Here is an 18,756-nt window from a genome sequence, read left to right as displayed (position 1 = left end):
GGGTGCGGTCGAAAACCGCACCCCGAGGGGCGTGTCGGACTATTCCGCCTTCACTCCGATTCACTCCGAAAGAGCGAAAGCCTCGCTCACGAACTTATTTGAAGTTCGTCCACTCGACGTTGTGGCAATCGTTGCAGAGCGCCTTCGAGGGCTTGTGTTCCGCGTGGCAGGTCGTGCACTCGAGCGTGTTGCCGTAGTGCGCGGACGCGTGCGGGAACTTGTCGAAACGATTGGGCTTCGTCGGGATCTTGTCCATGGTGCCGTGGCAGCCGATGCAGGCCTTGTCGCTCGGACGCGATTCGGGCGTGCCCGGCCCGTGGCAGACGGCGCACGTTGCCTTGTCGCCGAAAGCTGCCATGTGATGGTCCTTCATCGGCACGCCCGCGAGCGTGGCGGCCTGCGCCGCGGCGGCGCTCATGAGGAGCGCGGCAAGGATCGTCGAAATCTTCTTCATGATATTTGTCCTTCCCGAATCAGGCCTTGCGAGCGGCCACCTGAGCGCCGGCAATGCGCCCGAAAACAAAGCAGTCCACCGAGGAGCAACCGCCGAGGCGGTCCATGCCGTGCACGCCCCCCGTCACTTCGCCCGCGGCGTAAAGACCGGGGATGGGCTTGCAAGTCTGAGCCGAAACGACTTCGGCGCGCGGCGTGATCGCGGCGCCGCCCATGCAGTAGTGAAGCTTCGGAGAAAGGCGCATCGAGTAGAAGGGGGGGTTCAATTCCGTACGGGTGTCAAGGGGCTTCTTGAAGGGGTCTTCCTTCTTGCCGGCGACGATTTCGTTCCAGTCGGCGATCGACTGCTTCAACGCCTCAACGTCGACGCCGTGGAGCTTCGCGAGCGCTTCGACACTGTCACTGCGCTTCACCGTCCCTTCGCGGTACGCGGCCTTGAAACCTTCGGCATGGTCGGCGGTCGCCTGGCTGCAGAAGCAGAAGGGGTAGTTGGGCGCATCCTTCGTGCCCTTTTCCAGAACCTTCAGCTGCGCTTCGGCGCGGGTGCGGCGGTCGGCGAGTTCGTTCATGAAGCGGGCGCCCGTCTTCGGGTCGATCGCCATGCCTTCCGCAAAGGCATAGTCCGCGAAGAAGCTCCCGGGACCCGCACCCTTTTCGTCGGGGCTCGCCCAGGGGCCGAGCTGGAACATGTCGAGCATCACGGGAAGCGACCCCGCCGCGAGCATCGCCTTGATCATCGTGGCGGTCGCGCCGGGCTGCGACGTGCATTCGAGCTGCGCGTAAGCGGGCATCGTGGCCGTCACGAATTCGTGGTCCTGCCCCCAGCCGCCCGAGGCGACGACCACGCCCTTCAGAGCGCGCACCGTGCCTTCGCGACGCCCCGTGTCGGTGTGCCAGTCGTAGTCGAACGTGACCTTCACGCCGCGAACGCCGTCGTCGTCGAAGACGAGTTCGTGCACGTTCGCGCGGTTGCGGAACTCAACGCCCTTCGAGCGGAGCCACTTGTGCATGGGAACGGTGATCGAGCCGCCCGAAGGCACCTTCGGAAGGTGCGCGCGCGGGGCGCTGTGGCCGCCGAGGCGAATCACCTTGTCCTGGAATTCGACGCCGCACTCTTCGAGCATGTCAAAGGCGCCCGCGGCGTTTTTCGCCATCGTGAGCGCAAGCTCCGGATGGTTGAAGCCGCGACCCGCGGCCATCATGTCGGCAACGAGCTTTTCGGGAGAGTCTTCGATGCCCTTCGCTTTCTGCATCTTCGTGAGCGGCATGCACATGAGCGCGCCGCACAGGGCCGAGTTGCCGCCCCAGGCTTCCATCTTCTCAAGAACGAGAACGCGCTTCACACCCTGCTTCACGGCTTCGTAGGCGGCGGAAAGACCCGCGAAACCCGAGCCGACGATGACGACGTCGTAGGTTTCGTCCCAATGTTGAGGTTTGACGTTTCTGGCCAGAGCTTCGCCCGCCGCGCCCGCGGCGAGAAGCGAACCGAGTGCCCCGCCCAAAACGCGACGGCGGCTGATGTGGGGATGTTCCATGAGATGTCTCCTTTTGGGTCGGTCTAGAATTTACACCAACCGTATAAAGAGTCATTCTAGGAAGAACCGTTTCTTTATACTACTAGGTTAAATACGGTCGAAATTGTTACATTCAGGAGATGAACCATGGCAACCGACACGTCCGACGAAGCACGCACGATCAAGCGGGGGCTTGCCCGCAAAAGCAACCGGCACGGTCGCGAGACGATCGAAGCGATCGCGCAGGCGGCGATGCAAATCCTCATCGAAGAGGGCGCAAGTCGACTGACCTTCGCTCACCTCGCGACGCGCACGGGCTTGACGAAGGGCGCGATCATGTACCACTTCCCGAGCAAGGAAGCACTCCTCGAACATCTGATCGGGATGTACCGCGACCGACTCGATCGGCGACTGCGCGTCGGCGAGCTCGAAGCGTCGATTTCCGAAAGCCCCGTCACCGACGAAACGGTGGCGGGCTTCATCGAGTGGTATCGCACGTTTCGCGGCGAACAGACATCGAACACCGCGTTCGGGCTTTCGGTGCTCTCGTTGACGACCAAAAACGAACGGATGCGTGAAGTGCTTCAAGGGTGGTACCGCGGGGTTTTCGAGCGTGTCGGGCAGTCGCCCTGCGGCGTCGACGCGCTCATTGCCGTCCTTGCCCTCGAGGGTCTCTTTTACCTGAGGCACTTCCGCATGGACATGATCGAAGAAAAAGACGTCGAGCACGTGCTTGAAGTGCTCGAAGCGCGGTGCTCGGTCCCCGCGCAGGACACGCGGGACGCCCGGGAGGAGGCACGGGAGACCGAACCGAAGGACGACTGAGCTCCTTCGGAAACGACGCTCGTCCGAGCATCAAGCGCCGACAAACAAAAAAACCGTCCGCCGGGGACGGATCCCGACGGACGGCAGGAAGAGGCGTCGGCCTCTTACGGGAGGATGGAGAGCTTCGGAGTCGTCATGAAACCGCGATCAGTTCCGTTCGGCGTACTTCGCGGCTTCGGCACCTGCCAGGGCGCCCGAGCCGATCGCGGTGGCGTTGTGTGCGCCCAGCCCCGAATTCGTGATGGCGTTGCCGATCGCGCCGCCCGCGCCGAAGAGCCCTTCGATGCGGCGGGCGTTCGACCCTTCGGGCCCCATCAGGATCGTGAAGTCGTCCGCGACGTGAACGGCGGCGTTCGCGATCGTATTGACGGCGCTCACGCGCACGGCGATGAAGGGGGCCTTCAGTACCGGCGTCATCCCGGAGGCGGGCGCACCGAACACCGTGTCGCCGCCCGCGGCGGCATCCGTGTTGTAGCGCTCGACCGTCTTCACGAAGGTATCTTCGGGGAGGCCCGCGCGACGGGCGAGTTCGGGAAGGGTGTCCGCCTCAACGCAGAGGCCTGCGGCCGCGAGGTGCGCCTTCTGGGCGTTCGCGGGCGAATTCGCGTCGAAAATCATCCAGGCGCGCTTCCCGGGCTGCTTCAACACTTCGCCGATGGGACGGCCTTTCCCGGGTTCGATCCACATCGAGCGCACGCCCTTCGCATCGGGTTCGCCCACGCCGTAGCGGTAGGGGTTGTCGGCTTCCGACATGAAGCGTTCGCCCCGGGCGTTCACCCACGGCGCCGCCGTCGTGAGGTAGAGGGCGCTTTCCGGACCGTCGATCCCGAGCACGGCGTCGTAACCGAGCATCGTGGAGCTTGCGGGATTCAAGGCGATTTCGCCGCCGTGATCGGCCACCCACTTGGGCGCGAAAGAAGTCACCCCCGCGCCGCCCGTACGGATGACGCCTTCAAGCGACGGGTAGAATCGCTTGATGCTCTCGGGATCGAGCCCCGAATAACCCGTGGCAAGCACCACGGCCTTCGCGTTGATGCGATAGACCTGCTTCGCGTCGCTCACCTCGACCGCTTCGACCTTGTCCTTCGTCGCGGTCACGTCCGTAGCGCTCGTCTCGAGTCGCACGTCGACGCCCGCACGGCGCACGATGTCGGCAAGGGTCGAAGCCATCGCGGGCGAGCCCGACGTGGTGTCGTAGCCCGAGTCGCCGCTGCGGTAGCCCGTCGCGGGGTCGCTCGTGCGGGCCACCGTGTAGTGGAGGAACCCGTCTTTGCCCCAAGGCGAGAGGACGAGCCCGCGCGTCGCGTCTTCGGGCACCACGCGCCAGCCTTCCTGCATGAGGATCGCCATGGCGGGGCCCGAGGCGTCCACGACGCGGGCGGCCAGATCCTGATTGAGCATCTTCGCGACTTCGGGCGACTTCATCGCCAGGGTCGCTTCGACGACGGTCTTCCCGTCGATCGAGTGGCCTGTACGGTCGTTGAGGGGCGTGCCCGAGTAGCTCGCCACATAGCCGCCGCACACCGTGAGGTCCCCGCCCAAGTAGCCCTTTGTTTCAAGGAGCACCACCTTGAGGTCGTTCGCCTTTTCGGGGCGCAGCGACCCGTCCGTCTTAGCGGAGAGCGCCGCCAGCATGCCCGCGGCACCGCCCCCGACCACGACCACGTCCGCGTCGAGCGCTTCACCGCGCGTCTTTTCAACTTTCGGAGGAACCTTGCGCCAAGCCGCAAGGTCCGCACCCGCCTGCTCGAGCGCGTCGGCGATCGCCCCCGTGACGCCGCGGCTCGTGAGCGTCGCCCCCGTCACCGCATCGACCGACAGCGACTTTTGCGTCGTGACGGCACGCACGACTTCGCGCACGGCCGTATCGCTCAAATAGGGCGTGTCGCCCGTCTTCACGTCGAGCACTTCGATCGAGCCGTCCGACGCAACGCGCACGAGCGCTTCGACGTCGCTTTTGCCGCCGCGCGCGCGGCCGCGGTATTCGCCGGGCTTCAGGGTTCGGGCGGCTCGGGCTTCAAGGAGCCCCGCTTCGCGCATCGCATCTTCGGCGGCCGCCTTCACGGCCTGACTCGTCACGGTTGCGCCCGACACGCCGTCGACCTCAAGGGAGTGCGCTACGGCAATGCGCTTTGCAACCTCCGGACCGGCTTCCAGACCGTAGCCCGGCGTTTCGCGGGAAGCGTCGACTTCAACAGCCGCCATGCGGCCGCCTTCAACGCGGACCGTAACTTCGAGCGGACCGCCCATGCCCTGCGCCGTAGCGCGATAGACGCCGTCCGCGGGAGCGGCGTTCGAGGTGCCGCTCATGACGGCCAAGGCCGAGAGCATCGAGAGAACCAGAGGTTTTTGCAAGCTTTTCATGATTGTTTCTCCGCGAACGGCACGCCCCCGAAGCTTTGGATCGGGAATGCGTCGCACGCACTTTTTCGGTTGGGTCACGGAAAAGCTTAGAAACCCGAGCGTGTAAAGACCAATGATGTTTCATCATGCTCGTCCATACGATTTACGCATAACAAAAGTGCAATTCGAGCGGAACCCGGGGATTTTCCGAGCCGATCGCGCGTTTCACCGATACGGAAACCGAAAAGCTTGCGACCGCGTGAAACGAAAAACGCCCGCTCGGTCGGACCTGAGACCGGGCGGGCGCGGGAGCGATGCGCGGCGAAACGGGCGAAGTGCCGCGCGAGCCGGGAATGTTCGACGAACGCAGAGGTTCGACGAGCCCCGGGACTTTTTGAAAGCGGAAAAAGGAGAAGCCCGCCGGGCTTTTCCCGACGGGCTTCGTATGTGGTGGAGAGGAGGAGGATCGAACTCCCGACCTCTGCATTGCGAACGCAGCGCTCTCCCAGCTGAGCTACCCCCCCACGGAGTCTTAGTCAACGAAGCGAATGTTCGTTGCTGAGGAGACGAATTATGCACGTCGACTTTGCGTTTGGCAAGAGCGCTCGCCAAAAATACCACATTTGCGGTATCCTTCTTCCTGCGGACGTCCGAACGTGCGCTCCCGACGGAGATAAGCCGAGCTTTCCCCGGCAAGCGCTCCCCGTGACCATTTCTCACGGTTCCTTCCCGTAAGAAATCGGGCGATTCCCCGACGGCTACGCGATAATGACGAGATGCAAAAAATCGACTTCCACTACAACGTTCCCAATCGCCTCTCCTATGCGGCGCTTGTGGCCCGCACGGTCCACAAGCGCGGGCTCTCGCTCGCGCTCTGGAGTTCGGACAGGGACCGTTTGAAGCACCTCGACGATCTCCTCTGGCGATTCGACGATCTCGCCTTTCTTCCGCACGCGGAGGCGGGCTCGCCCTTGGCCTCCGAGACGCCGATCGTGTGGTCGACGGACCTCTCGAAGCTTTCGGGCGACGTGCTGCTCCTGCTCGACGACTACCTGCCGCCCGCCTGGAAGGACGATTTCGAGCGCTTCACGCGCATCATCGACGTTGTGAGCACCGAGCCGCAGGAGTTGCAGCTCTCGCGCGAGCGCTATCGCGCCTACCGCGCGGCCGGCGTGGAACTCGCCGCCTACGACCGCCGTCACTAACACCCGAGAAGGACCCCAACGCTATGGACCGACAAGAGCCCGTCATCGACCTCGAACGCAGCGAGCGCAATGCCAAAACCCTGACGGACCGCATTCGCCTCACGTGGCGCGAAGTGCGCGATCTGATGACGGACGCGCCGGACGATCTGCCGAAGGAGCCGACGCTCGGCACGGCGCCCGCGACGGAACGCGCGGCAAAGACCCCCGAAACCGACCGTGCGGACGCCCCGGTCGCTGCAACTGTTGCGGCCTCTGCGACCGCACCGGCCGCAGCGCACGAAGCACCCGAGGCTCCCGCCGCAACCCCCGACGTCGCGACGGTTAAGGAAGCCCTTCAACCGGTCGCGCCCCGCGAACCCGAACCCCTGCGCCTCACGGACGAAGAAAAGGAGGCGATCGTGAAGCGCATCGCCCCGCAGGTCGAGGCGGCCGTTCGCTCGGCGCTGCGCGACACGCTCGACATGGTGCTCGCCAATGCGCTGACGCGCGTCAAGAGCGACATGGACCGGTCGCTCGGCAACCTGATCGCGCAGGCCGTGGCTCAGGAGTTGCGGCGCCTGGACGTCTCGGACATCGTGCGGCGCTGAGTATCCCGAAGCGATCGCAACCACGCCGCGCGAACACGAAAGCACCCTCGGGAAAACGCCTCCCGACGAGCGTTCGTGAGACAATCATGCACGCGCACGCATTTTCATGCGGAATCGACGAAGGACCCTCGCGGGTCCTTCGGCATTCCGACCCTCGGGAGTCGCCGCGACGCCATCGTGCGCCGCATCGAACCTGCGGCCCTGCGACCGGGCGCACTCCCTCGAATCCTTTGCCCTTAGTTGTTTTGTTGGTTAAAACGATGAGCGAATCCACCACGAACGAACTCGCCAAGAGTTTTGAGCCCGCGGAAATCGAATCCCGCTGGTACCCCATCTGGGAAAAGCGCGGGTACTTCCGCGCCGGAACCGATCCCGAAAAGCCGGGCTTCTCCATCCAGCTGCCGCCCCCGAACATCACGGGGATCCTGCACATGGGGCACGCCTTCAACCAGACGGTGATGGACACGCTCACGCGCTACCACCGCATGGCGGGCTACAACACGCTCTGGATTCCGGGCACGGACCATGCGGGCATCGCCACGCAGATCGTGGTCGAACGTCAGCTTGAGAAAGAAGGAATCGACCGCCGCGATCTCGGGCGCGACGCGTTCATTCAGAAGATCTGGGACTGGCAGAAGGTTTCGGGCGGCACGATCCTCTCGCAGATGCGTCGCCTCGGCGACAGCGTCGACTGGGACCGCGCCTACTTCACGATGGACGAGAAGCTCTCGAAGGTCGTGGTCGACGTCTTCGTTCGTCTCTACGAAGAAGGCCTCATCTACCGCGGCAAGCGTCTCGTCAACTGGGACCCGAAGCTCCAGAGCGCGGTCTCCGACCTTGAAGTCGAAAGCGAAGAAGACAACGGCCATCTCTGGGAAATCCGCTACCCGGCCGCGGACGGCTCGGAAGGCGTCGTCGTGGCGACGACCCGTCCCGAAACGCTCTTCGGCGACCAGGCCGTGGCGGTGCACCCCGAAGACGAGCGCTACAAGCACCTCGTCGGAAAGATGCTCAAGCTCCCGCTCACCGACCGTGAAATCCCCGTCATCGCCGACGAGTACGTGGACCGCGAATTCGGCTCGGGCTGCGTGAAGATCACGCCCGCGCACGACTTCAACGACTTTGAAGTCGGTCGCCGCCACAACCTCCCCATGCTCAACGTCCTCACGAAGACGGCGACCATGAACGAGAACGTCCCCGAGAAGTACCGCGGGATGGATCGTTACGCCTGCCGCAAGGCGGCCGTCGCCGACCTTGAAGCCGCGGGCCTCCTTGTTGCCGTCAAGCCCCACAAGCACATGGTGCCGCGCGTTGCGCGTACGGGCGAAATCGTCGAACCGATGCTCTCCGAGCAGTGGTACATGGCGATGAGCAAGCCCGCTCCCGAAGGCACCCTCTACCCCGGGAAGTCGATCGGCGAAGTGGGTCTCGAAGCCGTCGAATCGGGTGAAGTGAACATCTTCCCCGCCGAGTGGCGCGGCGTCTACCGCCAGTGGCTCGAAAACATTCAGGACTGGTGCATCTCGCGTCAGCTCTGGTGGGGTCACCAGATTCCCGCCTGGTACGACGAATCGGGTCGCGTCTTCGTGGCGCGCACCGAAGCCGAAGCGCAGGCGCAGGCGGGCGAAGGCGTGAAGCTGACGCGCGACGAGGACGTTCTCGACACGTGGTTCTCCTCGGCCCTCGTTCCCTTCTCGACCCTCGGCTGGCCCAACCCCGAAGGCGAAGACAAGGCCGCGTACGACCTCTACCTCCCGAGCAGCGTGCTCGTGACGGGCTACGACATCATCTTCTTCTGGGTCGCCCGCATGGTGATGATGACGAAGCACTTCACGGGGCGCGTGCCCTTCAAGGACGTCTACATCCACGGTCTCGTGCGCGACGCCGAAGGGAAGAAGATGTCGAAGAGCGAAGGCAACACGCTCGATCCGCTCGACATCATTCAGGGGATCGATCTTGAGAGCCTCGTCGTCAAGAACACGAAGGGTCTTCGTCAGCCCGAAAAGGCGCCGATTGTCGAAAAGAAGCTTCGCAAGAACTACCCCGAAGGCATCGCCGCGCACGGCGCCGACGCGTTGCGCTTCACGATGGCGGCCTACGCCACGCTCGGTCGCAACGTGAACTTCGACCTCAAGCGCGCCGAAGGCTACCGCAACTTCTGCACGAAGCTCTGGAACGCCACCCGCTTCGTTCTCATGAACGTCGAAGGGAAGGACTGCGGCACGGGTGCGACGGCCGGCCTTGAAAAGACCCTGACGGTCGTGGACCGCTGGATTCTCGCCCGCCTCAACGAAACCGTGAAGGACGTGCGCCGCGCCTACGAAGACTACCGTCTCGACAACGCCGCGAACGCCATCTATTCCTTCGTCTGGACGGAATTCTGCGACTGGTACCTCGAACTCACGAAGGTGCAGCTGAAGGGCGACGAAGCGATGCAGCGCGGCACGCGCCACACGCTCGTCACCGTGCTTGAAACGATCCTGCGCCTCGCGCACCCGATCATCCCCTTCATCACCGAAGAACTCTGGCAGAAGGTTTCCGTAACGGCGGGCGTTCGTGCGGCCGACGAAGAAACCTCCGTCATGATCCAGAGCTACCCCGAAGTGCGTCCCGAACTCGAAGACGCCGAAGCGCTCGAACGCATGGCGCTCGTGCAGTCGATGGTGGACTCGGTGCGCAATCTGCGCAGCGAAATGAAGCTCGCCCCCTCGACGCGCGTTCCGCTCGTCGTCTCGGGTCCCTCCGACGTCTGCGTCGAAGCGGCGCCCTACCTCCAGGCGCTCGCCCGCCTTGAGGCTGTCGAGCGCGTCGAAGAGCTCGACAACCGCGGCGCGCTCGCGCCCGTCGCCATCGTCGGCGACTTCAAGCTCATGCTCAAGGTCGAAATCGACGTCGCCGCCGAACGCGCCCGCCTCACGAAGGAAATCGAGCGCCTCGAAGCTCAGGTGAAGCAGTGCGAAGCCAAGCTCGGCAACGAACGCTTCGTCGCTCGCGCGCCCGCCGAAGTGGTCGCGACCGAAAAGGAACGTCTCGCGAACTTCGCCTCGCTCCTTGAAAAGCAGCGCGAACAGCTCGCGAAACTCCCCGCCGCCTAAAGCTTCGAAGCTCGCGGCACGCGGACGACAACCTGCGGCACGGTGAAGACCGGGCCGCACGGTCCAAAGGAAACGGGACCCTTCGGGGTCCCGTTTCCTTTTTCCCCGGCTGTCATCGGGAAGAACACTGAGGCACGCCCGCCGGGTCGCCCCAACCTGGGGCTTTCTTGACCTGATTCACCATGCCTTGCAGATTCCCTCGCACCCCGAGCGCCCTCACGTCATAATCGAATTCGGGCGAGCGCCCTTTTTTCGCGCCGCCCCGAGGACGTTGCGTCGTCGGGCGGATGCCGGAAGCGTTCGAGTTCGCGGGAGTACGGCCTTCGTCGTCCCGCCGCAACGCTTCGTTTCGGCCGCCCTCAACGCACCGTCCCGACGGTTCGATCGGGGACGCGGCCGCGCCGCGTCCCTCGGTCTTCGACTTGTGACGTCGGTGCCGCCCCTTCGGGGACGACGCCCTTCCGACTTGAAGGAGTAAGAGAAATGACGACTGTCGATACTCTCGTGAAGGCGATCGAAGAAAAGAAGTCCGTGGCCTTCAGCTACCACGGTCACGACCGCGTGGCTTCGCCCTATGCATGCGGCCTCAACGGAACGAACGAACTGAAGCTGGTCGCCCTTCAGACCGACGGCGGAAGCACCTCCGGCGTCACGCGCAAGCTCCGTTGGTACACGATCGAAGACATTCTCGGCCTCGAACTCTCGGACGCACCCTACGAAGCGCCCGACGCAACGGTCGAAGACACCGTCGCGCAATTCCTGAAGCTCTACGCCCGCTATTGATTCGCCCGAGCGACCGACGACTCCGGAACACCAGACTGGAGCCGGAAGACCGGTGAGCCGTGAGACCCCGGTAAAGACATCGAACACCCGAAGTCCGTCGGCACCTCGCCCCGAACCATCGAAGCGCGCCCATTGCGCGTTGCGTCCGGCAACGCAGGGGGCGCGCTTTTGCATTTCCATCGCCCGCCCGGGCGCCTGTGGAAAAACCGTGTGGAAAAGTCCGTTGCCGCATGCGGCGAAATCCGTCGATTCGCCTCGCAGACAGGTGCGCCCGACGTGTGAGAAGCAAGTACTCGCTATCGCGAAGAGAGCCGCCGCTTCCCGGAGTCTTTACGAGCTTTTGTTTGAAAAAGGAAAACGTCCGAGGAAGCGCCGAAGGCTGCGGGCGCTGTGGACAACCTGTGGAAGAAAGGGATGCGCGCGCGGGGCGCAGAGGGCGCATCCGGAGATGCGACGCGGAAAGAAGAGAAAAGGAAGGAAAACGCCCGCACGGTATTCCGTGCGGGCGTTGAACTTCTGGGGTGGGAAATGGGACTCGAACCCACGACAACCGGAATCACAATCCGGGACTCTACCAACTGAGCTATTCCCACCACAAAACTTTGAATCTTGTGGCCTGCCCGGCAGGATTCGAACCAGCGACCATCTGCTTAGAAGGCAGATGCTCTATCCAACTGAGCTACGGGCAGGTCGAATACTTTCAGGCTGATTGCCTAAAGGGATGGTCGGGGTGAAGAGATTCGAACTCCCGACATCCTGCTCCCAAAGCAGGCGCGCTACCAGACTGCGCCACACCCCGAGGAAGTGAAATATTATCTTTGCGCCCCGAAAAAGTCAAGCACTATTACATTTAATTACATCCGACGCGTCCCGGGGCCCGTCCTCCCGGTTGGCGCTCCGTCCGTTGAGGCGTTCGGGGCAAGTCTCCGCCCGGGCTCGTCGCTTTCGAAAAAGCGTTTCCAACCCCGTCTTTACGGCACGAGCCTTTCTCAGAGTCTAAAATATCAGCTCCTTTACACCTCATACCGTCAGGTTGAAAAATGAGCCACGAAAACGACAACTCCAACGACCCCCTGCACGCCAAGAAGAAGGCGTGGTCGGGCCGCTTCTCCGAACCGGTCGATGCCTTCGTTCTCCGCTACACGGCGAGTGTCGACTTCGACAAGCGCATGGCGCTCTCGGACATTGAAGGCTCCGTCGCGCACGCGACGATGCTCGAGAAGATCGGCGTGATTTCCGCCAAGGATCTCGAAGACATCCGCCGCGGCATGGACCAGATCCGCTCGGAAATTCTGGCGGGCACGTTCGAGTGGCAGCTTGAGCTCGAAGACGTGCATCTCAACATCGAAGCGCGCCTCACGGCCCTGATCGGCGACGCCGGCAAGCGCCTCCACACGGGCCGCTCCCGCAACGACCAGGTCGCGACCGACATCCGTCTCTACCTGCGCTCCGAAATCGACGAAATCGTTCGTCGCATCGAACACCTCCAGGACGTGCTCGTTCACCAGGCCAAGGCCGGTTCCGACATGATCATGCCGGGCTTCACCCACATGCAGGTCGCCCAGCCCGTGACGTTCGGTCACCACATGCTCGCCTACGTCGAAATGTTCGAACGCGACCGCGAACGTCTCCTCGACCTGCGTCGCCGCGTCAACCGCAGCCCCCTCGGCTCGGCCGCGCTTGCCGGCACGACCTACCCGATCGACCGCGAATTCACGGCCGAACTCCTCGGCTTCGAAGCCGTTTCCCAGAATTCGCTCGACGGCGTTTCCGATCGCGACTTCGCCGTTGAATTCTGCTCGGCCGCCTCGCTCATCATGATGCACATCTCGCGTCTCTCCGAAGAACTCGTGGTGTGGATGAGCCAGCGCTTCGGCTTCATCAAGCTTCCGGACCGCTTCACGACGGGCTCCTCGATCATGCCCCAGAAGAAGAACCCGGACGTTCCCGAAACCGCCCGCGGCAAGTCGGGTCGCGTCTACGGCGACCTCATCGCGATGCTCACCCTCATGAAGGGGACGCCGCTTGCCTACAACAAGGACTTCCAGGAAGACAAGGAACCCGTCTTCGACGCGATCGACACCGTCAAGGACACGCTGCGCGCGTTCTGCGACATGATGGCCGGCGTTGAACCCCAGGCCGACGTCATGTACCGCGCCGCTCAGATGGGCTTCCCCACCGCCACCGACCTCGCCGACTACCTCGTGCGTCACGGCGTTCCCTTCCGTACGGCCCACGACATCGTCGGTCAGACGGTGCGCGCCGCTTCCGAACGCGGTTGCGGCCTCGAAGAGCTCCCGCTTGACGTGCTCAAGAGCTTCAGCGACGTGATCGAAAACGACGTCTATGAAGTTCTGAAGCTCGAAGGCTCCGTCAACGCCCGCGACCACCTCGGCGGCACCGCCCCGAACCAGGTCCGCCGTCAGGTGGCCCGTTGGGAAGCGATCATCGCCGAACGCGCCGCGAAGTAATTCGTTTGTCGGCTGCCGCTCGAAGTTCCGCATGCGGGGCTTCGCGCGGCGTCCGAACGAAGCGCTTTCACGAGGCCGAAACGTCTTCGACGTTTCGGCCTCGTTCTTTTCCCGGGTGCCCGGCCCATAAACTCAACGTTTCTTCTTTCCGAATTTTGATCGATCCTCTTTTCTTTTAAGCGCTTTGTCGTACGACCTCGGCCCTAGGCGGAAGCTTTACCGACCGACGAGTGAAGTAGACTTGATCCATGACTCGTTGAGTTGAGCATCCCCCGCCCTTCTCTCGAAAGCGCGCATCGGGCGCCTTTCTCCTCCGTCGACACTCGTCGCTTCCTCACCCCCACCCCGGCCGGACGCTTTTCCGGCTTTCGTGCTTTGTCGCAACGGCACGCTCGGGGGATGCTTTTCCGCGCGTTTCCACCCCTTCCGTCCTTCAAACGTGCTCGAACATCATGGAATCCTTCATCAGTCAACTGAACGCGCTCATTTGGTCGCCGCCGCTCGTGGGGCTTTGTCTTCTTGCGGGGCTTTTCTTCTCGATCCGTTCCCGCTTCGTACAGCTCCGGATGTTGCCCGAAATGTGGCGACTGCTCTTTCAGCGCCGTGAGGGCGAAATCGGTCTTTCGAGCTTTCAGGCCCTCACACTGACCCTCGCCGGCCGCGTCGGCACCGGGAACATCGCCGGGGTTGCAACCGCCATCTGCTTCGGCGGCCCGGGAGCCCTCTTCTGGATGTGGGCCGTGGCCTTCCTCGGCGCTTCGAGCGCCTTCGTCGAATCGACCCTCGGTCAGATCTACAGGGAAAAGATCGAAGATCAGTACCGCGGCGGTCCGGCCTTCTATATCGAAAAGGGCCTGCGCTCGAAGCCCTATGCCTGGCTCTTTGCCGTCGTGACGATTCTCGCTTCGACCGTCTTTTGTCCGGGCGTGCAGTCGAATTCCATTGCCGCCGCGTGGCAGGAAGCCTTCAACATCGACGCGACCGTGAGCGCGGCCGTCATCACCTCGATTCTCTGCTTCGTGATCATCGGCGGGCTCAAGCGCATCGCGCAGTTCACGAGCATCATCGTTCCCTTCATGGCGCAGGCCTACATCGTGGTGGCGCTCATCATCGTCGGCATCAACTGGGAGCAGATTCCCGCCGTCTTCTCGATGATCATTTCGAGCGCCTTCGGTACGGACTCCCTCCTGGGCGGCCTTCTCGGTTCGGCCATCTCCTGGGGCGTCAAGCGCGGCATCTACTCGAACGAAGCCGGTCAGGGTACGGGTCCGCACGCCTCGTCCGCCGCGGCCGTTTCACACCCGGCCAAGCAGGGTCTCGTGCAAGCCTTCTCCGTCTACATCGACACGCTCTTCGTCTGCTCCGCGACGGGCTTCATGATCCTCATGACGGGCTGCTACAACATCACCAGCCCCGACGGCACGATGCTCTTCGAAGGTCTCAAGGGCGTTGAAGCGGGTCCCGTCTACACGCAGGCCGCCATCGATCGTCTGATGCCGGGCCTGGGCGGCCCCTTCATCGCGATCACGATCTTCTTCTTCGCCTTCACGACGATTCTCGGCTACTACTACATGGCCGAAACGAACGCCGCCTACATCAACCGTACGCTGCGCAAACCCATCATCATGACCGTCATCAAGGTGGTCTTCCTCGGGACCGTTGCCTTCGGCGCCCTGAAGGCTTCGAGCCTCATCTGGACGATGGCCGACGTCGGCGTGGGCACGATGGCATGGTTGAACCTCATTGCGATTCTGCTTCTCCAGAAGCCCGCCTTTGCGGCTCTCAAAGACTACGAAGCCCAGCGCAACCTCGGCCTCAATCCTGTCTTCCATCCGGACAAGCTCGGCATCGTCAACGCCGATTACTGGGTGGGCGAACGCGCCGAAGAGAACCTCGCCGTCGAAGACGCCGAAGGCGTCGACAACCTGGCGGGCTTGAAGAGCGGCGCCTCCCGCAAGGGGAAGGCTTCGCAGAGCTGAAAGCCCTGAATCGAAGACGTCGGACGGACCGCAAAGCTGTGTTTCGTCCGACTCGGAGAACTCCGCTTTCCCTCTTTCCCCTCTTTTTCAATCCGCCCGAACCCGCCCGGTTCGGGCGGATTCGTTTTTTGTAGCACAAACCTTGCTCCAACCCGATGCACCCGCTCCGGTTTCGGGTATCCTCCTTTTACCGCCGACCGCTTTGGCGGTTTTTCCCTTTTTCTTTCCCTTTTCGGAGCCCCGCCATGCTCACGAGCCTCAGTCTTCGCGACTTCGTGATCGTCGAATCTCTTTCCCTTGACGTTCGTCGGGGGTTCACCGTCCTCACGGGGGAAACGGGTGCGGGGAAGTCCATTCTGATCGACGCGCTCGAACTCATCCTCGGCGGCCGCGGCGATGCGGGCGTCGTTCGCGAAGGTGCGGAGCGCGCCGACATCGTCGCGGAATTTTCGGCGTCCGAGCGGGCCGACCGCTGGCTGAAGGAAAACGAGCTTCAAAGCGCGGACGAGACGCTCCTCATCCGTCGCACGATCGACGACAAGGGACGCTCGCGCGCCTGGATCAACGGCATCGCCGTCACGACGACGCAATTGCGCGACCTGGGTGAGCGGCTCGTCGACGTCCACGGTCAGCACGCTCATCAGTCGCTTCTGAAGCCCGCCCATCAGCTCAAGCTCCTCGACGGCCATGCGGGTACGTCCGAACTCGTCCGTGCCGTTGAGAAGGCCTATCACGCCTGGCAGGACGCCCGACGCGCCCTGGAGGACGCAACCGCCAACGCGCGCTCCGTCGAAGAAAAAACGGAACGCCTCACCTGGATCATCGAAGACCTCGAAACCCTCTCCCCGAAGCCCGGCGAATGGGAAATGCTCACCGCCGAACACACGCGCCTTGCGCACGGCGTGGCGATTTCCGAAGGTCTCGCTGAAATTCTCAACCGTCTCACGGAGGGGGACGACTCGGCCTCTTCCGCCCTCTCCTCGGCGCACGCAAAGCTCTCAAGCCTCGCCCGCTACGACGAAAAGCTCGCCGCGCTCGGCGAAACCCTCGCTTCGGCGATCGACCTCGTCGAAGAGGCGGGGCGAGACGTCTCGAAGTATTTGGATCGCACGGACCTCGACGCCGACCGATTCCAGAAAATCGACCGCCGGGTGGGGCGTTACTTCAATCTCGCGCGCAAATTTCACACCGAACCCGAGCACCTCGGCGAATTGCTCGAATCCTACCGCGAGGAACTCCGCTCGCTCACCGGTTCCAAGGACGTCGACGCCCTGGCCCGAGCCGAGCAGCAAACCCGCGCCGACTACGACGAGGTCGCCCGCCTTCTGAGCGAAGCCCGCAGCGCGGGCGCGCGGGAACTTTCCGCCACCGTCACGGCGGAAATGCAGCACCTTGCCATGAAGGGCGCCCGCCTCGAAATCGCCCTCACCCCGTCCGAGCCTTCGCCCGCGGGGAGCGAAAAGTGCGAATTTCTCATTGCGGGGCATGCGGGCGTGCAGACGCGGCCCCTCATCAAAGTCGCCTCCGGCGGCGAACTCGCCCGCATCAGTCTTGCCATCGCCGTCATCACGGCGAAAGCAACGCCCGTGCCGACGCTGATCTTCGACGAAGTCGACAGCGGCATCGGCGGCGCCGTGGCGGAAGTTGTGGGTAAACTGCTGAGGCAGCTCGGCCGGGACCGTCAGGTGCTCTGCATCACCCACCTCCCGCAGGTCGCCTCGTGCGGCGACAATCACTGGCGCGTCGAAAAGCGCCTGCGCAACGAGCGCACCGTGAGTACGCTTACGGTCTTGGACCGCGACGCCCGCGTCGACGAAGTGGCTCGCATGTTGGCGGGCGTTTCGATCACGCAGAATACGTTGGCTCTGGCGCGGGAAATGATCCGGAGTCCGAAGGAAAACGAATGACCCCCAGTCTCAGCATCATCATTCTGGCGAAAAACTGCGCGTCTTCGCTCGCCCGTACGCTTGCGTCCGTACGCTTTGCCGACGAAGTTCTCGTCATCGACGATTTCAGTACGGACACTACGGCGGACGTCGCCCGATCGAGTGGCGCGCGCGTGCTTCAGCACGCCCTGAACGGAGACTTCGCCGCGCAACGCCGCTTCGGCGTCGAGACAGCCGCCTCCGATTGGATTCTCTTTCTTGACTCCGACGAGGTCGTCACGCCGGAATTGCAGGCCCGGATTCTCGAGGCCGTCCGGCGTCCGCCCGCTTCCTACTACCTGCGTCGCCTCAACTGTTTCGAACACCACACGATTCGACACGGCTCCATGAGAAGCGACCGGGTTCTGCGACTCATGCCAAAAGAAGGGACCGACATCACGGGGCGTGTTCATGAAAAAATCTCGAGCACGTACCCCGCCTCGGAGCTCTCGGGCTACCTCCTTCACTACACGTACCGGAACTGGAGCGAAACCATCCGGAAGCTTGACAGCTACACCTCCTACCTCGGAAAGCAACAAGCCGAACGCGGGAAAGACACTTCTTTTCTCATGGGGGCGCTTCTGAAACCGACGTGGGCGTTTTTCAAAGCCTACGTCGTCGATCGCGGCTTCCTCGACGGGAAGATGGGCTTTCTTTTTGCCGTCCACCACGCCTACTACACGTTCATGAAGTACGCCAAGTGGGACCTGGAAAAGCGTACCAAGGGAGTATTTTGATGAAGATCTCCGTCATCCTCGCCACCTACAACTGGCCCGACGCACTCAATCTCGCCTTGAAGTCGCTTGCCCGACAAACCGACCGCAACTATGAGGTCGTCGTAGCCGACGACGGCTCGCGCGACGACACGCGCGCGCTCATCGACGCCTGGCGCGAGAAGTTTCCCGTTCCTCTCGTTCATTCGTGGCAACCCGACGACGGCTTTCGCCTCGCGCGCTCGCGCAACAAGGCGGTGACGCTCGCTTCGGGCGACTACCTCATCTTCATGGACGGGGACTGCTTCGTACGCAAAGACTTCGTCGCCACGCACCGCGCGCTCGCGAAGCTGCACCGGATCGTGGCGGGACAACGCATCCTGCTTTCGGACGCCTTCAGCCGCTCGTGCTTCGAGACGGGGGAAATCGACTGGACGGAGGATCTCGGTGCGTTGAAGCGCCTCACGCGCGAAAAATCGATCAACCGCTGGCAACCCGCACTCGGCCTTTCGCTCGGACCGATTCGCTTCTGGCGCTCGCGCCGCTGGCAACTTCTGCGCGGCTGCAACTGGTCGCTTTTCAAGGAGGATTTCTTTGCGGTGGGCGGTCAGGACGAGCAGTTCGAAGGCTGGGGGTACGAAGACTCCGACATGGCGATCCGACTCATCAACAACGGCTGTCGGATGACCTGGGGTTTGTGTTCGTCACCGTGCTTTCACCTCTGGCACCGCGAAGCGGACCGCAGTCGCAAGGATGCGAACTGGGACCGCCTCATGGAAACGGAACGCTCGGGCCGCACGCAACCCGGGCGTCCGATGCAGACGCAATACTGATTACGGATGACGGTTTCCCAACACCCGTTC

Annotated in this window: 13 protein-coding genes and 4 tRNA genes; 10 read left to right on the top strand and 7 right to left on the bottom strand. The window is 63.1% G+C overall.

Going from position 1 to position 18,756, the window contains the following annotated elements; genetic code table 11:
* Positions 1-94 precede the first annotated feature (94 nt).
* Together S6FBBBH3_RS02725 and S6FBBBH3_RS02720 are read right to left on the bottom strand one after the other, a co-directional pair.
* On the bottom strand, positions 95-454 hold the full coding sequence (locus tag S6FBBBH3_RS02725; RefSeq protein ID WP_120176310.1) for a cytochrome c3 family protein: 360 nt from the start codon (positions 452-454) through the stop codon (positions 95-97).
* A 19-nt stretch (positions 455-473) separates the two neighbouring features.
* Positions 474-1,988: a flavocytochrome c gene (locus S6FBBBH3_RS02720; protein ID WP_120176309.1), complete on the bottom strand. Its 1,515-nt coding sequence runs from the start codon at positions 1,986-1,988 to the stop codon at positions 474-476.
* Between the two features lie 126 nt (positions 1,989-2,114).
* Between S6FBBBH3_RS02720 and S6FBBBH3_RS02715 the strand changes: the two genes are divergently transcribed.
* Positions 2,115-2,792, top strand: a complete 678-nt coding sequence (locus S6FBBBH3_RS02715; protein ID WP_120176308.1) for a TetR/AcrR family transcriptional regulator — start codon at positions 2,115-2,117, stop codon at positions 2,790-2,792.
* A gap of 147 nt (positions 2,793-2,939) precedes the next feature.
* On the opposite strand, the gene S6FBBBH3_RS02710 is transcribed toward S6FBBBH3_RS02715, so the two are convergent.
* Together S6FBBBH3_RS02710 and S6FBBBH3_RS02705 are read right to left on the bottom strand one after the other, a co-directional pair.
* Complete coding sequence (locus tag S6FBBBH3_RS02710) at positions 2,940-5,156, bottom strand: FAD-dependent oxidoreductase (protein ID WP_120176307.1); 2,217 nt, start codon at positions 5,154-5,156, stop codon at positions 2,940-2,942.
* Between the two features lie 427 nt (positions 5,157-5,583).
* Positions 5,584-5,659: transfer RNA gene (locus tag S6FBBBH3_RS02705), tRNA-Ala, on the bottom strand.
* Between the two features lie 252 nt (positions 5,660-5,911).
* On the opposite strand from S6FBBBH3_RS02705, the gene S6FBBBH3_RS02700 reads away from it, so the two are divergent.
* The 4 genes from S6FBBBH3_RS02700 (at position 5,912) to S6FBBBH3_RS02685 (ending at position 10,805) form a co-directional block, all read left to right on the top strand.
* A complete protein-coding gene (locus S6FBBBH3_RS02700) occupies positions 5,912-6,340 on the top strand; it encodes a DNA polymerase III subunit chi (protein WP_120176306.1) in 429 nt (142 codons plus the stop codon).
* Positions 6,341-6,363: 23 nt separating this feature from the next.
* Positions 6,364-6,927, top strand: a complete 564-nt coding sequence (locus S6FBBBH3_RS02695; RefSeq protein WP_120176305.1) for a hypothetical protein — start codon at positions 6,364-6,366, stop codon at positions 6,925-6,927.
* Positions 6,928-7,187: 260 nt separating this feature from the next.
* A complete protein-coding gene (locus S6FBBBH3_RS02690; protein WP_120176304.1) occupies positions 7,188-10,022 on the top strand; it encodes a valine--tRNA ligase in 2,835 nt (944 codons plus the stop codon).
* Positions 10,023-10,505: 483 nt separating this feature from the next.
* The gene (locus S6FBBBH3_RS02685) at positions 10,506-10,805 is read left to right on the top strand and encodes a hypothetical protein (RefSeq protein ID WP_120176303.1); all 300 of its coding nucleotides are present in this window, start codon (positions 10,506-10,508) and stop codon (positions 10,803-10,805) included.
* A gap of 517 nt (positions 10,806-11,322) precedes the next feature.
* On the opposite strand, the gene S6FBBBH3_RS02680 is transcribed toward S6FBBBH3_RS02685, so the two are convergent.
* The 3 genes from S6FBBBH3_RS02680 to S6FBBBH3_RS02670 all read right to left on the bottom strand — a co-directional run bounded on the left by S6FBBBH3_RS02680 (position 11,323) and on the right by S6FBBBH3_RS02670 (position 11,604).
* Positions 11,323-11,398: transfer RNA gene (locus tag S6FBBBH3_RS02680), tRNA-His, on the bottom strand.
* 19 nt (positions 11,399-11,417) lie between these two features.
* Positions 11,418-11,494: transfer RNA gene (locus tag S6FBBBH3_RS02675), tRNA-Arg, on the bottom strand.
* A gap of 33 nt (positions 11,495-11,527) precedes the next feature.
* Positions 11,528-11,604 (bottom strand) — tRNA-Pro (locus tag S6FBBBH3_RS02670).
* A 241-nt stretch (positions 11,605-11,845) separates the two neighbouring features.
* Between S6FBBBH3_RS02670 and argH the strand changes: the two genes are divergently transcribed.
* The 5 genes from argH to S6FBBBH3_RS02645 all read left to right on the top strand — a co-directional run bounded on the left by argH (position 11,846) and on the right by S6FBBBH3_RS02645 (position 18,726).
* Positions 11,846-13,276, top strand: a complete 1,431-nt coding sequence (gene argH / locus S6FBBBH3_RS02665) for an argininosuccinate lyase (protein WP_120176302.1) — start codon at positions 11,846-11,848, stop codon at positions 13,274-13,276.
* 452 nt (positions 13,277-13,728) lie between these two features.
* Positions 13,729-15,255, top strand: coding sequence for an alanine/glycine:cation symporter family protein (locus tag S6FBBBH3_RS02660; protein ID WP_120176301.1), 1,527 nt, complete (start codon positions 13,729-13,731; stop codon positions 15,253-15,255).
* A 245-nt stretch (positions 15,256-15,500) separates the two neighbouring features.
* On the top strand, positions 15,501-17,162 hold the full coding sequence (gene recN, locus S6FBBBH3_RS02655) for a DNA repair protein RecN (protein WP_120176300.1): 1,662 nt from the start codon (positions 15,501-15,503) through the stop codon (positions 17,160-17,162).
* Entirely contained in the window at positions 17,159-17,917 is a 759-nt protein-coding gene (locus S6FBBBH3_RS02650) for a glycosyltransferase family 2 protein (RefSeq protein ID WP_120176299.1), read from the top strand. Before recN ends, S6FBBBH3_RS02650 begins: the two co-directional genes overlap by 4 nt.
* Positions 17,917-18,726: a glycosyltransferase family 2 protein gene (locus tag S6FBBBH3_RS02645; protein ID WP_120176298.1), complete on the top strand. Its 810-nt coding sequence runs from the start codon at positions 17,917-17,919 to the stop codon at positions 18,724-18,726. Before S6FBBBH3_RS02650 ends, S6FBBBH3_RS02645 begins: the two co-directional genes overlap by 1 nt.
* The last annotated feature ends 30 nt before the right edge of the window (positions 18,727-18,756 follow it).

The organism is Sutterella megalosphaeroides, from assembly GCF_003609995.1.
Taxonomy (GTDB): Bacteria; Pseudomonadota; Gammaproteobacteria; order Burkholderiales; family Burkholderiaceae_F; genus Sutterella; species Sutterella megalosphaeroides.
Note: the sequence above shows the minus strand (reverse complement) of the source record. Positions and strands in the feature narration are given on the sequence as shown.